This window comes from Bacillus sp. BF2-3, from assembly GCF_008368795.1.
GTDB classification, from domain to species: domain Bacteria; phylum Bacillota; class Bacilli; order Bacillales; family Bacillaceae_G; genus Bacillus_A; species Bacillus_A cereus.
The window spans coordinates 1-14,220 of sequence record NZ_QOSA01000049.1 but is presented as its reverse complement, the minus strand read 5'-3'; the positions used below and the strand labels follow the sequence as shown (position 1 = coordinate 14,220).

Below are 14,220 nucleotides of genomic sequence, written 5' to 3'. Positions count from 1 at the left end.
TTTTATATCTCATAATACTTTATGTATAATTATCCTTTTGTTTTTATCATAAAATAGCACTCTCTTCATAATAAAAATATGTAGGCTAAAATGAGTGCAAAGGTTAAGAAAGTATGTTACGATACATTTTGCTAAAAATAGATATCGGTAAAGAGGGGACGGACATGGCAGCAATTCAGGCAAAAAACGGGCCTACTGAGAAATTAAGTTTATTCTTATTAACATGGCCTATTTTTCTAGAAGTTTTTCTTTTTATGTTAATGGGGATCGCTGATACTTTCATGTTAAGTGCATTATCAGACGATGCTGTATCTGGGGTTGGTGCAGCGAATCAATACCTCCATATCGCTATTTTGGTACTAGAAGTCATCGGGAACGGCGCAGCTATCGTCGTATCTCAATACCTCGGTTCCAAACGCTTTATGGAAGCATCTAAAATATCAGCATTAGCCGTCACATTAAATTTAATAGTTGGGCTCGTTATAAGCGCTGGTTTTCTTTTATTTTCGAAACATATGATGCTCGCAATGAACTTACAAGGCGATGTACTAACGTATGCGCAAAACTACTTATCTATCGTCGGAGGAGCCATCTTCCTACAAGCTATTATTAACTCATTAGCCGCAATTATCCGTGTACACGGTTTCACAAAGCAAGCGATGTTTATTTCACTCGGAATGAATATGATTCATATCGCTGGAAACTATGTACTCATTTTCGGGAAATTTGGTTTCCCTGAGCTCGGTGTACAAGGGGCTGCCATTTCTTCTGCTGTCAGCCGACTTATAGCGCTTATTGTTTTCTTCTGGTTACTATACCGCGTTATGGAATATCGTGTAAAATTACAATATTATTTCACCTTATCAAAAGAATATATCGGGAAAATTTTAAAAATCGGGATTCCATCTGCTTTTGAGCAAGTTATGTATCAAGCTTGTCAAATTGTCTTCTTATACTATGCAACATATTTAGGAACGGAATCGTTAGCGGCTAGACAATACGCTACGAACATTTCTATGTTCACTTATTTATCCGCTATTGCAATTGGTATGGGAACAGCCATTATTATTGGCCGCCTCGTTGGTGGTGGCGAAAAAGATGAAGCATACGAACGCTTGTGGAAAAGTGTAAAATGGGCGATTGGTGTAACTTTATGTATGGTCGCTCTCGTTATTACATTCCGTACACAATTAATGGGACTGTTTACAGATAATCCGTACATTATCGGGTTAGGCGCAAGTGTTCTTTTACTAAGTGTACTACTTGAAACGGGACGTACGATGAATATCGTCATCATTAATTCGCTTCGTGCAGCTGGTGATGCAAAATATCCTGTTTTAATCGGTGCATTCTCTATGGTGTTAATGAGTTTACCACTAGGTTACTTTTTCGCCTTTCATTTAGATATGGGGCTCGTTGGTATTTGGCTAGCAATCGCCATCGACGAATGGACACGTGCCATTATTATGTTCTTCCGCTGGAAAAGTAGAGCGTGGGAGCGTTATGCACTTGTTAAACCTGAAGAACAAGAGGAGAATGTTTCTGTTCAAGTTCAGTAATTTTGCATATGGATATCACTAATGATACATGAGATTTATATCGGCGATTCTTTAAATATATCGACTGACCGACAAATGTATACAATTCTTTTATATAGTAGAAAAAGAGCCATCCTTCCATAACAGAAGAATGGCTCTTTTTCTTATTGATAAATCTCTTTATATTTCTTGTACTCCGCTTCCGAACATAGTACGAAATGTCCCGGGCGAATTTCACGCATTGTTGGTGCTTCACTACCATAATTATGTTGTGATGGATCATATACGATACGTTTACGATTGCGCTCATAATCTGGATCTGGAAGTGGAATCGCTGATAATAGTGATTTCGTATATGGATGAATTGGATTCGCATATAATTCATCACTTGTTGTTAACTCAACGATTTGGCCACGGTACATTACACCAATACGATCACTAATGTATTTTACCATTGATAAATCATGGGCGATGAATAAGTATGTTAAACCTTTTTCTTTTTGTAACTTTTTCAGTAAGTTTACAACTTGCGCCTGAATCGATACGTCAAGTGCTGAGATCGGCTCATCGGCAATGATAAATTCTGGGTCTACAGCAAGCGCTCGAGCGATACCGATACGCTGACGTTGTCCACCTGAGAATTCGTGTGGGAAACGGTTTGCGTGCTCTTTATTTAAACCAACTGTGTTTAATAGTTCATGAACACGGTCCATGCGCTCTTTTTTACTTTTCGCTAATCCGTGAATATCAATACCTTCTGCGATAATATCCCCTACTGTCATACGAGGATTTAATGATGCGTATGGATCTTGGAAAATCATTTGCATTTTACGGTTGAATTTCTTCAGTTCTGCGCGTGATTTCTTACCATGTACGTTTTCACCATCGAACAATACTTCACCAGCAGTTGCATCATATAAACGAATAATCGTTCTTCCAGTTGTCGATTTACCACAACCTGATTCTCCTACAAGACCAAATGTTTCTCCGCGGTAAATATCAAATGAAATATCATTAACCGCTTTGACAACACCACCACTCACGTCGAAGTGCTGCTTTACATTTTTTACTTCAATTAATTTCTCACGTTGTTTAGTCATGTTGTTCACCTGCTTTCATTTGAAGAATGCGTTTTTCAACGACTGCTGGCGGTTTTACTTCTGGAGCTTGCTCGTGAAGTAACCAAGTTGCCGCATAGTGCGTATCACTTACTTTAAATAAAGGTGGGTCCATTTCAAAATCAATTTTCAGTGCCTGTGGGTTACGTGGTGCAAAAGCATCTCCCTTTGGCGGCTTCAATAAATCTGGAGGCGTTCCAGGGATTGCATATAACTCTTCTTCTGAACCATCTAAACTTGGCATAGATGCGATTAAACCCCAAGTATATGGATGTTTCGGATTGTAGAAAATTTCATCTACAGTTCCAATTTCAACAACTTTACCAGCGTACATAACTGCCACTCGGTCCGCAACGTTTGCTACTACACCTAAGTCATGCGTAATGAAAATGATTGCTGCTTCTGTTTTTTGCTGAATGTCTTTCATAAGTTCTAAAATTTGCGCCTGAATCGTAACGTCTAGCGCTGTTGTCGGCTCATCGGCAATTAATAATTTCGGGTTACAAGCTAACGCCATCGCAATAACTACACGCTGTCTCATACCACCTGAGAATTGGTGAGGATATTGTTTTAAACGAGCTTCTGGATTTGGAATACCTACAAGGTCAATTAATTCTAAAGCAACTTTACGTGCATCTGCTTTACTCATCCCTTGGTGTTTAATTAGACCTTCCATAATTTGATTTCCAATTGTCATCGTTGGGTTTAATGATGTCATTGGATCTTGGAAAATCATCGCGATATCTTTACCGCGTACTTGCTGCATTTCTTTTTCTGTTAATTTCGTTAAGTCACGACCTTCAAATACGATTTCACCATTTTTAATGCGTCCAGGAGGATTCGGAATTAATCCCATTAACGCTTTAGAAGTAACTGATTTCCCTGAACCAGATTCTCCTACAATCGCCAATGTTTCTCCTTTTTTCAAATCAAAAGTAACGCCGCGTACAGCTTGTACTTCACCTGCATGTGTATCAAAGGAGACTTGTAAATCTTTTACCTCTAACAATGTTTTCATCTTTGCCTCTCCCCTCTTTTACTTACGCATTTTTGGATCTAACGCGTCGCGTAATCCGTCTGCCATTAAGTTAAACGCTAAAATTAATATACTGATGACAACCGCAGGGATGAACATCATATGCGGATACGTTTGAATAGATTTATAACCATCATTTACAAGAGAACCTAGTGACGCAAATGGCGGCTGAATTCCTAAACCGATGAAACTTAAGAACGCTTCACCAAACACCGCTGATGGAATTGTAAACATTGTCATTACGATAATAGGTCCCATTACGTTTGGAATTAAATGTTTCACAATTAATTGTGTATTTGTTGCACCTAATGTACGAGATGCTAATACATATTCTTGGTTTTTTAACTTTAAGATTTGCCCACGAACAATACGCGACATCCCTATCCAACCTGTAATCGCCATCGCGAGTGTAATTGACCAAATACCAGATCCCATAATGATTACCATTAAAATAACGATGATTAAGTATGGAATACCGTTAATAATCTCCATAATACGTTGCATAATGTTATCTACTCTACCGCCGTAGAATGCTGAAATACCTCCGTATGCAACCCCAATTACTAAGTCAATTGCTGCTGCTAAAAGAGCGATATATAATGATACGCGTGTACCTTCCCATGTTCTTGTCCATAAGTCACGGCCAAGATCATCTGTACCAAACCAGAAGTACTCTTTAATATCACGTTTTTCATATTGGTCAACACCATATTGATCTGTACCGTCAAATGGTAACCAATGAACATTTTCAATAACTGGAATTTTTGGTGGTAATTTCGCTCGACCTAAATCTTGCTCTTTATACGAGTGTTTACTTACCATCGGTCCAAAAATCGCTAATAGTGCAATGATAACTAATAATACAAGGCCAAGCATCGCACCTTTATGTTGGAATAAACGTCTTCTTACATCTTGCCAAAACGTTAGGCTTGGACGGGCAATGACTTCATTATCAACATTATTTTGATTGGCTTGTTGAAATAAATCTGGAGATAATTTTTGTACATCTTTCATCATTTTTTCCCTCCCGCTAAACGAATACGAGGATCAATAATTCCGTATAAAATATCGACAATGAAAATAACTAAAATGAAGATTGCACTATAGAAAATCGTAGTTCCCATAATAACTGTATAGTCATTTAAAGTAATCGATTTAACGAATTGTTCCCCAAGTCCTGGTACAGCATAAATTTGCTCGATAACAAGTGTTCCTGTAATTAATGCCGCAACCATTGGTCCTAAAATTGTTACAACTGGAATTAACGCATTACGAAGTGCATGTTTGACAATAATAACGCCTTGGCTAATTCCTTTCGCTTTCGCTGTTAAAATGTAATCGGCTTGCATAACTTCAATTAATTCTGCACGAGAGAAACGTGCGATTGTTGCGATAACTCCCATCGATAATGCAATTGTAGGCATTACAGTAAACTCTGGTCCTTTCCAGAATGCTACTGGGAACCAGCCAAGTTTTACCCCTACGAAATATTGCAGTAATGCGGCGAATACGAATGATGGTACCGACATTCCGAGTACCGAAATAACTGTTGCACTATAATCTACCCACGTATTATTACGAAGTGCGGCAACAATACCTAAAATTAAACCGATAAATGTTCCTAATATAATCGCTTGTAAACCCAATTGGGCTGATGGTCCAATACGATCCACAATCATGTCTGTTACTGGGCGGTTATCATATTGGAATGATACCCCTAAATCACCTTTTGCTAGGTTACCTAAGTAACGTGCGTATTGAACTGGTACCGGATCATTCAATCCGTATTTTTCAAGAATGATTTCTTTTTGTGCCGGTGATAGCTTCTCCTGGTTTTTAAGCGGAGAACCCGGAAGTAATTTCATCAAAAAGAAAGTCAGTGTAGTAATTAAAAATAATGTCAAAGCCATGTACACGAAACGTTTTAATACATAACGTCCCATATCAAGCACCTCCCCGTTTTTCTCAAAAGCAATAAGATAGTTTAAAATATTCTTACTTTTATTTTTTTAAAATAAGAGCATATGCCCATCATAGGCATATACCCTTGTAAACGATGGAAAAAAAGATTATTTTTGTTCAACAGATGCCCATTTGTAAGTTAATTTACCACCATAGTTAATTGGGATAATATCTTTTACGGCACCTTTTACTACATACGCTGAACCTTTTTGGAAGATTGGAGTGATAACTGCATCCTCTTTAATTAACATCTTCTCTACTTCTAGAAGGTTGTCCCAGCGAGCTTGTAAATCTTTTGTATCTGTTTTAGCTTTTAGGATTAACTCATCATATTTCTGATTAGAATACCCTGTTTTATTTTGAGAACCATTCGTAACAAACATATCTAAATATGAGATTGGATCTGGGAAATCTGGTCCCCAAATACCAAACGCAATATCATATTGCTGAGAATCTTCTAATTTATTTTTTTGTGCGAATGGTTGCTGTTTAATTTTAATTGATAAACCTGGTAAGTTCTTTTCCATCTCACCTTTTAAGAATTCCCCAACTTTTTTAGCATCTTCATTATCAAAGTTTAAGAATTCTAGTTCGATTTTATCAGTTCCAAGCTCTTTCTTCGCTGTTTCCCAAAGCTTTTTCGCTTCTTTTGGATTTGTTTCAACTAGCTTTCCATTTTCAGCTCGGAAATCTTTTTTATTCGGACCTTCAGCGAAATCTTTTCCAACAAATCCGTAAGCTCCAATTGCACCGTTATTTAAAATAACTTTTGCAATGTTATCACGGTCAAAGGACATTGAAATTGCTTTTCTTAAGTTTTTATTACTTAAGTACTGATTACTTTGATTAAATCTTAAGTAAGCAACCCCTGCTTCTTTTCTTGTTTGGAACTCTGGGCTTTTTCTAAACTTATCAACAAATTCAGACGTTAAAGCCGCTCGATCAATCGCGTTTGTCTCATATAAATTTACATCAGTTGCTGTATTTTTTACAATATTAAAGTTGATTTCTTCGATTTTAACCGTTTTATTATCCCAATATGAAGGATTCTTCTTGAATTGGAAACTTTGTTCATGTTTCCAATCACTCATAACGAATGGACCGTTATATAATGTTGTATTTGCCTCTAAACCAAATTTATCCCCTTGTGCTTTTACAAAGTTTTCATTTAGTGGGTAAAATACTGGATAAACTGTTAAATCGATAAAGTAAGGAACGGGATTGTCTAATTCTACTTCTAATGTATAATCATCAATCGCTTTTACACCTAATTGGTCAGCAGGTAATTCTTTTTTATGAATTTTCTCTGCATTTTTAATATCGAACATAATGTACGAATACGTTGCTTTTGTATCTGGATTTACTGCTCTTTTCCATGAATACACAAAATCTTTAGCTGTTACAGGTTCCCCATTCGACCATTTCGCATCTTTTCTTAATTTAAATATGTATTTCTTCCCATCATCTAGCTTTTCGACATCTTCTGCAACTCCAGGCATTCTCTTTTGATCTTTGCCAATACGATATAAACCTTCCATCGTATTATTTAATGCTGTAGAAGATGAAGAATCAGATGCCAATGATGCATCCATTGACGGAATTTCAGATAACTCTGTTAAATTAAGAATCTGTTTTCCGTTACTACTACTCGTAGCGTTCTCTTTCCCTTTTGCTTTTGCGTCATCTTTTTGGTAGCTACACGCGCTAAGCAACATACTTGCAGTTAAAGTTGATGCAAGTAATAACGGTATCTTTTTCTTCATGTTGTGTTGCCTCCCCTAATTGCACTTCCTGTACCCTCACTTGTTAAAAAGTAGAATTGAAAGAATAATCTCCAAGTTTCTACAATTTTCATTATACATATAATATAACAATTGTGAATATAGTTTTTTGTTTTTTTGTTAAAATTTTTAATAAAATATTTATATTTTTAATTTTTCGTAAAGGGATACATTAACATTGCTACCATCATCTTAAAATCAGACCTTTAATTGCGTATAATTTTCAAAAAATTAATCCTAGTACTTATTATAGCTTTTATAGTATAATAATTCTAGTAATATTTTGACGGAGGGGAATATTTTGAATAAAGTTTTTTTTCATACTTGTATACTAATTTTTATAGCGATGATTGCTTCTAGTATTGGTGCATTCCTCATTTCATCTCAATTTTTGTTGAACTTTGTCAACATTTTGTTTTATATTGCACTGTTTTTTATTCTTATCGGCGGTTTTTTATACATATTTCAAAATGGTTTTTTCAATGTAACCATTTACGCATTCCAAAGAGTATTTGGTACGAACAAAAAGATTGACTCTTTAATTGAAGAAGTCGAGGAACCTACAGATAAGAAAGAACGTATTTATAAAACATATTCATTCAAATGGACATATCCAATTTGTATTACAGGTATCTTCCTTGGGTTGTTCTCGACCCTCATTAGCTTTACTATTTTGATGTAGTTTGCAAACACTATCCCATATGATATAATAATCAGCAAAACATTTTGTTATAAAACTTTAGTTCTTTCATATTAAAAGAGCTCAAGTAACAATAAATAAATTTATATGTATGCGATGATAAAGAAGAGTACATATTGAGGCAATTTCAGAGAGCTTGTGGTTGGTGTGAACAAGTAATTGTACAGTATGGAATGGGCTTTTGAGCACCAAACCGAACCGAAAGTAGTAGGCTTTGGCGTTATATCCAAACGTTATTATGGATTAGAGAGATTTCACAGTAGTGAAATAATTAGGGTGGTACCACGGTCCATTCGTCCCTATAGTTTTTGGGATGAATGGGCTTTTTTGTTTGCCTTCTCTTCCCCACATCACGCATTCTATTTTAGGAGGAATTACTTATGTCAGTTATCTTTTCTGGTATTCAACCAAGTGGAACGATTACACTTGGAAACTATTTAGGAGCAATGAAGCAGTTTACAGAGCTTCAAAATGAACACGACTGTTATTTCTGTATTGTAAACCAACATGCGATTACAGTACCTCAAGATCCCGTCGGGCTTCGTAAAAACATCCGCAGTCTTGCTGCACTTTATGTAGCATGCGGCATCGATCCTGAAAAAGCTACTTTATTTGTACAATCAGAAGTACCAGCACACGCTCAACTAGGATGGATCATGCAATCTGTTGCTTACGTTGGAGAATTAGAACGTATGACGCAATATAAAGATAAAGCTTCTGGTAGAGATTCAGTTCCAGCTGGATTACTTACGTATCCACCATTAATGGCTGCTGATATTTTACTTTACAACACTGAAATCGTGCCGGTTGGTGATGACCAAAAGCAACATATCGAATTAACACGTGACTTAGCAGAGCGTTTCAACAAACGTTACCGCGAAATCTTCACAATGCCTGAAATTCGCATTCCAAAAGTAGGAGCTCGCGTTATGTCATTAACAGAGCCTACGAAAAAAATGAGTAAATCTGATCCGAATCCAAAATCAATGATTAGTATGCTTGATGAGCCAAAAACAATTGAAAAGAAAATTAAGAGTGCTGTAACTGACTCTGAAGGTATTGTGAAATTTGATAAGGAAAACAAACCTGGTATCTCTAATTTATTAACAATCTACTCTTCATTCTCTGGAAAAACAGTTGAAGAAATCGAAGCAATGTACGAAGGAAAAGGATACGGCGACTTCAAAGGCGACCTAGCGCAAGTAGTCGTAGAAGCTATTCGTCCAATCCAAGACAAATATAACGAACTAATCAACTCACCAGAACTAGACGAAATCCTAGACAAAGGTGCAGAAAAAGCAAACCGCGTTGCATTCAAACAACTACGCAAAGTAGAAAACGCAATGGGACTAAGCAGAAAACGTAGGTAACATATAAAGCGGAGGCAGCTCGTTCAGCTCTGACTGGATAAGGTTCTTTCGCATAGAAGACGCTTTTTGTCTTCTTATGCGGAAGGTTCTTAGACACGAAGAGCTCGCTGCCGGAGCTGGATTTCTACAAAAAGCGGAGGCGACTGCTTAGCCCTGACGGCTAAGGTTCTTTCCCACAGAAGGTGCTTTTTACCTTCTTGTGGGGAAGGTTCTTAGACGCGAAGAGCTCGTTTAGAATGTGAGGGGGATGGAGCTCCTGACGTAGAGGCGCTTTTTGCCTCGCAGGGAGGCGCGAAGCCACCGAACATTCTTGCCGCTGGAACTAGATTTCTACAAAATTAAAAAACCGCCAATTGGCGGTTTTTTAATTTACCTTTTGCTCATTTTCCATTTCCCATAACTTTTCAAAAAATGGCTGTCCTTTTACGAGACGCTCGCATAATTGTTCGTGCTTATCAGACCAGCCAGCTTTCGCTTCATCATACAGCTTAGCCCAAATATCTTCAAATTCCATATGTTGAACCATTCCATATGCTGATGGATCCCACTCTGTGAACCAATAGCGAATTTCTGCTGTGTTTTTCGTTGTATGTAATTGATCTAACGCCATAAATAATAATTGTTTTAGCTGTCTTTCTTTACGAGTCAAGCCATTCATAATGAAAGGCGATGGTGATAAAATATGATGTTCTTTTTCTGTTTCTTCTACTTGGAACTCATACTTTTCTGCTTGTACGTTTTCTACCATCTCATATACCATCTGCTCTTGGCGTGGTATAAGTCTACTTTTGCGAATTGGTACATTGTAACCAATTGTGTCAATGGCAATAATGCCTTTCCCATCTGTAACAACAAAGCAATACTCTTGCTGCAAACGTTCATGATTTTTACGAATATAAGCCTTATGATGTACGTCTTCCAGCATTTTTTGCGGAAGCTCTAACAATTCGTTCTCGATGTAATGATATAATGTGGCATCTACTTTTAATAATGGCACTTGATCTAATAGCTCAATCGTATCATCTTTCCGCCATTCGTAAAAATGACAAACGTTATACCCATTCTCTTCACCTTCAAACCAATTTACCCATACATCATGTAGATATAACATTCACTACCCCTCACTTCACTACTGTTTGTACCAATCATTATGTTCATTTTTGCTTAACTTTATTCCACTTGAGGAAATATATTCTAATTATTATTTTTTCTTCTATTAATACTAAAAAAACAGGAAATAGAATTCCTGTTTTTTTATATATGAAATGTATTTGCTTTATTCAATATTTCTTTTGCATCTATAGATAATAAAGAAAGTGTATCTTCTCCTTCCAAAGTTACACAATCTTTGACAATATGAAATCCAAGCGCATAGCCAAGCATCTTCGGATAAGAGTGAAAGCCATTTAATAAGATGTCATGTTCCCTTGTTCCTCGTTTTATACTTATTCTTTCATGTACAACATTTTTCCAATAATAAACAGCCTCTTCTTTTGAAAGATACGCCGTCCACGGTGCATTGTTTTTTTCTGTATACCTTTCTGTTACTGCTTGTTCCGCTAGCCCTTCCATAATCATCGTATCAAGTAATGTATATTCTGTTTCTTTCGTCTCAATTTGATGTAACCTGCATATGTGATGATATTCATGCGCCAATAACACTTTTAATTCTTCTACCGAATTCCGCCCACATACGAATAAGAAAATAACATGACGCATAGATAATCCAGCCCTACCGTTATACTCTTCTTGTACAGTTCGATTATAGGAATCTGATAATAAAATAAAGACAGGGACATCTGGACCTTTTAACCAATTTTTCAGTTTATCATACTCCAGGCTCAATTCTTTCCAAATTTCCTTTTCCTCTAATTCTTTAATTTCCTTTTCTCCGCGCATGATCGGGCGATACATCCCTTTTGAAATTAAAAAGCGATACAACCTTTCTTTTGGCAACGGAATATACTTCGTAAATTTCTCACAAAGTTTTTCTGGCCGTCCATAATATAAATGTAGCCATTCAGCTGTTTCAACAATCCCCATCTTTATCCCTCCTTTTTCTTATGTATATGCTACAGGAGAAAAAGGCGTAAAAATAAATAAGGAGTTTTTTCGCAATCTATTGCGAAAAAACTCCTTATTTCATCGATTATTTATACGATTTAAATACTAACACTGCGTTATGACCTTTTCTTATGTATATGCTACAGGAGAAAAAGGCGTAAAAATAAATAAGGAGTTTTTTCGCTGCGAAAAAACTCCTTATTTCATCGATTATTTATACGATTTAAATACTAACACTGCGTTATGACCACCGAATCCTAATGAGTTACTTAATACTGCATTTACTTCTTGGTGTCTCGCTTGATTTGGTACGTAATCTAAGTCACATTCTGGATCTGGTGTCTCATAGTTAATTGTTGGAGGAATTACTCCGTCTGTAATTGATTTAATAGAGAAAATCGCTTCAACAGCACCAGCTGCTCCTAATAAGTGACCTGTCATTGATTTCGTTGAGCTAATCGCTACTTTATACGCGTGCTCGCCGAAAGTTTCTTTAATTGCCATCGTTTCATATTTTTCATTCGCATCAGTACTTGTACCGTGCGCATTAATGTAATCAATATCTTCTGGCTGTAGGCCTGCATCAGCTAAAGCTTGACGCATTGCACGCACTCCGCCTTCCCCACCAGGAGCAGGCATTGTAATATGGAACGCATCTCCAGTTGCACCATAACCAGCAATTTCCGCGTAAATGTGAGCACCGCGTGCTAATGCGTGCTCTAATTCTTCAAGAATTAGAATACCTGAACCTTCACCCATTACGAAACCGCTACGGTTTTTATCAAATGGACGGCAAGCCGTTGCTGGGTCTTCATTAAATGTTAATGCTTTCGCTGAGCTAAATCCTGCGAATGCCATACTTGTTAGCGGTGCTTCTGCTCCGCCTGTAATCATTGCATCAGCATCACCACGCTGAATTGCTTTAAATGCATCACCAATTGAGTTTGCACCAGATGCACAAGCCGTTACAGAACAAGTGTTAATTCCTTTTGCTCCTGTTGCGATTGATACTTGACCTGCTGCCATATCTGGAATCATCATCGGCACGAAGAATGGGCTCACGCGGCGTGGGCCTTTCTCAGTAAAAATCTTAAATTGTTCTTCGTATGTTTCCATACCGCCAATACCAGATCCAATCCATACACCAATTCGAGGTCCGTTTTCTTCTGTAATTTCAAGCTTTGCATCTGCAACTGCCATTTTCGCTGCTGCTACTGCATATTGTGTAAAGCGATCCATACGGCGCGCTTCTTTTTTATCAATATATTTCTCGACTTCAAAGTCGTTAATTTCCGCTGCTACTTTTGCTGGAAATAGTTCTGGATCAATTCTTGTAAGTCGCCCGATTCCAGATACACCCTTTTTAATGTTTTCCCACGCTGTTTCAACATCTGTTCCGACCGGTGTAACAGCTCCTAGTCCTGTAATTACGACCCTCTTTTTTTCCATACAAAATACACTCCTTTTTTTCTCTCAGTCCTTATTTACCCCAACGAAGAGCGACTGCTCCCCATGTTAATCCGCCGCCAAAACCAACAAGTATAATTAAATCACCGTCTTGAATACGTCCGTTTTGCAATTCCTCTACCATTGCAATCGGAATTGAAGAAGCTGATGTATTACCGAACTTCTCAATCGTCATACTCATTTTTTCTTGTGGTAAATTTAACCTCTCTCTTGCAGATTCCATAATACGAATGTTTGCTTGATGCGGTACTAAGAAATCCACATCTTCTTTCGTAAGACCAGCTTTATCTAAAACGCGAAGACAAGAATCACCAAGTTGACGAACGGCAAATTTAAACACTTCTCTGCCATTCATCATAACATACTCGTCTTGATAAAGGTGCTTGCCGCCACTTCCGTCTGCTCCTAATTCAAAAGATAGAACGCCTTTACCTTCTGAAACAGCTCCCATTACGACAGCACCGGCTCCGTCTCCAAATAGTACTGCTGTATTTCGATCGTTCCAGTCTACAATTTTAGATAGTTTATCACTACCAACTACTAATACATTTTTATACGTTCCTGTTTGAATAAATTGCTGCGCTGTAATCATTCCGTACATAAAACCAGCACATGCTGCACTTAAATCCATTGCGGCTGCATGTTTCGCTCCTATTGCTTCTTGAATTACACAAGCAACTGCTGGAAAAGCACGATCTGGTGTTACTGTTGCTACTAAAATAAGATCGATATCCTCTCCGCTAATTCCTGCATCTTCAAGTGCTTTTTTAGAAGCCTCTACGGCCATATATGAAGTATCTATTGTATCATCGGCAATGCGTCTTTCTGCAATTCCCGTTCTCGTACGAATCCATTCATCGGATGTTTCCATTATTTTCTCTAAATCGTGATTTGTGACTACTTTTTCTGGCACATATCTTCCGATCCCTAAAATGCCCACGTTCACATCGCAGCCCTCCGTTTTATATCAATTATTATGACTTGGTACTAATTTTAAAACATAAATGTATTTTTGTCTAGAATATATTTCGCATAAAACAGAAAGCTAACGCATTATTCACGTTATTTTTCATTAAAAGAAACAGAAACATACCTCTCAAATATAAAAAGACTCAAACCGCTTCTATTTACAGTTCGATCCTCTCTTTCATCTAAAAAGATGCTTTTTTATTCTTTATCTGCTT

At 37.2% G+C, this 14,220-nt stretch carries 12 protein-coding genes and 1 other annotated feature; of the genes, 3 read left to right on the top strand and 9 right to left on the bottom strand.

Features of this window, described 5'->3' with window-relative positions; translation table 11 throughout:
- Positions 1 to 113: 113 nt before the first annotated feature.
- Positions 114 to 1,559 (top strand): MATE family efflux transporter, encoded by a 1,446-nt coding sequence (locus DN401_RS26490; protein WP_149288052.1) that lies wholly within the window; start codon positions 114 to 116, stop codon positions 1,557 to 1,559.
- Between the two features lie 143 nt (positions 1,560 to 1,702).
- Here DN401_RS26490 and DN401_RS26485 read toward each other — a convergent pair whose 3' ends face one another.
- From DN401_RS26485 to DN401_RS26465, 5 genes are all read right to left on the bottom strand, one after another.
- Entirely contained in the window at positions 1,703 to 2,638 is a 936-nt protein-coding gene (locus tag DN401_RS26485) for an ABC transporter ATP-binding protein (protein ID WP_000166348.1), read from the bottom strand.
- Positions 2,631 to 3,674, bottom strand: a complete 1,044-nt coding sequence (locus DN401_RS26480) for an ABC transporter ATP-binding protein (protein ID WP_000854346.1) — start codon at positions 3,672 to 3,674, stop codon at positions 2,631 to 2,633. The genes DN401_RS26485 and DN401_RS26480 overlap by 8 nt, the downstream gene beginning before the upstream one ends.
- 18 nt (positions 3,675 to 3,692) lie before the next feature.
- Entirely contained in the window at positions 3,693 to 4,709 is a 1,017-nt protein-coding gene (gene opp3C / locus DN401_RS26475) for an oligopeptide ABC transporter permease (protein ID WP_000974106.1), read from the bottom strand.
- A complete protein-coding gene (gene opp3b / locus DN401_RS26470; RefSeq protein WP_000534167.1) occupies positions 4,706 to 5,635 on the bottom strand; it encodes an oligopeptide ABC transporter permease in 930 nt (309 codons plus the stop codon). The genes opp3C and opp3b overlap by 4 nt, the downstream gene beginning before the upstream one ends.
- A gap of 126 nt (positions 5,636 to 5,761) precedes the next feature.
- Entirely contained in the window at positions 5,762 to 7,417 is a 1,656-nt protein-coding gene (locus DN401_RS26465; protein WP_000727217.1) for a peptide ABC transporter substrate-binding protein, read from the bottom strand.
- A gap of 319 nt (positions 7,418 to 7,736) precedes the next feature.
- Between DN401_RS26465 and DN401_RS26455 the strand changes: the two genes are divergently transcribed.
- Positions 7,737 to 8,117 (top strand): DUF3899 domain-containing protein, encoded by a 381-nt coding sequence (locus tag DN401_RS26455; RefSeq protein ID WP_001044997.1) that lies wholly within the window; start codon positions 7,737 to 7,739, stop codon positions 8,115 to 8,117.
- 105 nt (positions 8,118 to 8,222) lie between these two features.
- Positions 8,223 to 8,439, top strand: a binding site (T-box leader).
- 76 nt (positions 8,440 to 8,515) lie between these two features.
- Positions 8,516 to 9,505, top strand: coding sequence for a tryptophan--tRNA ligase (gene trpS, locus DN401_RS26450; RefSeq protein WP_000110982.1), 990 nt, complete (start codon positions 8,516 to 8,518; stop codon positions 9,503 to 9,505).
- Between the two features lie 364 nt (positions 9,506 to 9,869).
- Here the strand turns inward: trpS and DN401_RS26440 are convergent, their stop codons facing one another.
- From DN401_RS26440 to fabH, 4 genes are all read right to left on the bottom strand, one after another.
- The gene (locus tag DN401_RS26440; protein ID WP_050252206.1) at positions 9,870 to 10,616 is read right to left on the bottom strand and encodes a YjbA family protein; all 747 of its coding nucleotides are present in this window, start codon (positions 10,614 to 10,616) and stop codon (positions 9,870 to 9,872) included.
- Positions 10,617 to 10,759: 143 nt separating this feature from the next.
- Entirely contained in the window at positions 10,760 to 11,548 is a 789-nt protein-coding gene (locus DN401_RS26435; protein WP_000513277.1) for a DUF2268 domain-containing putative Zn-dependent protease, read from the bottom strand.
- Between the two features lie 231 nt (positions 11,549 to 11,779).
- Complete coding sequence (gene fabF / locus DN401_RS26430; protein WP_000412656.1) at positions 11,780 to 13,018, bottom strand: beta-ketoacyl-ACP synthase II; 1,239 nt, start codon at positions 13,016 to 13,018, stop codon at positions 11,780 to 11,782.
- A 31-nt stretch (positions 13,019 to 13,049) separates the two neighbouring features.
- The gene (gene fabH / locus DN401_RS26425; protein ID WP_001100547.1) at positions 13,050 to 13,982 is read right to left on the bottom strand and encodes a beta-ketoacyl-ACP synthase III; all 933 of its coding nucleotides are present in this window, start codon (positions 13,980 to 13,982) and stop codon (positions 13,050 to 13,052) included.
- Between the last annotated feature and the right edge of the window lie 238 nt (positions 13,983 to 14,220).

Bases quoted from the DNA above. Each gene is read 5' to 3' on its own strand.
- DN401_RS26490 (WP_149288052.1), top strand. From the start codon at position 114: ATGTTACGATACATTTTGCTAAAAATAGATATCGGTAAAGAGGGGACG.
- DN401_RS26485 (WP_000166348.1), bottom strand. From the start codon at position 2,638: ATGACTAAACAACGTGAGAAATTAATTGAAGTAAAAAATGTAAAGCAG.
- DN401_RS26480 (WP_000854346.1), bottom strand. From the start codon at position 3,674: ATGAAAACATTGTTAGAGGTAAAAGATTTACAAGTCTCCTTTGATACA.
- opp3C (WP_000974106.1), bottom strand. From the start codon at position 4,709: ATGATGAAAGATGTACAAAAATTATCTCCAGATTTATTTCAACAAGCC.
- opp3b (WP_000534167.1), bottom strand. From the start codon at position 5,635: ATGGGACGTTATGTATTAAAACGTTTCGTGTACATGGCTTTGACATTA.
- DN401_RS26465 (WP_000727217.1), bottom strand. From the start codon at position 7,417: ATGAAGAAAAAGATACCGTTATTACTTGCATCAACTTTAACTGCAAGT.
- trpS (WP_000110982.1), top strand. From the start codon at position 8,516: ATGTCAGTTATCTTTTCTGGTATTCAACCAAGTGGAACGATTACACTT.
- DN401_RS26440 (WP_050252206.1), bottom strand. From the start codon at position 10,616: ATGTTATATCTACATGATGTATGGGTAAATTGGTTTGAAGGTGAAGAG.
- DN401_RS26435 (WP_000513277.1), bottom strand. From the start codon at position 11,548: ATGGGGATTGTTGAAACAGCTGAATGGCTACATTTATATTATGGACGG.
- fabF (WP_000412656.1), bottom strand. From the start codon at position 13,018: ATGGAAAAAAAGAGGGTCGTAATTACAGGACTAGGAGCTGTTACACCG.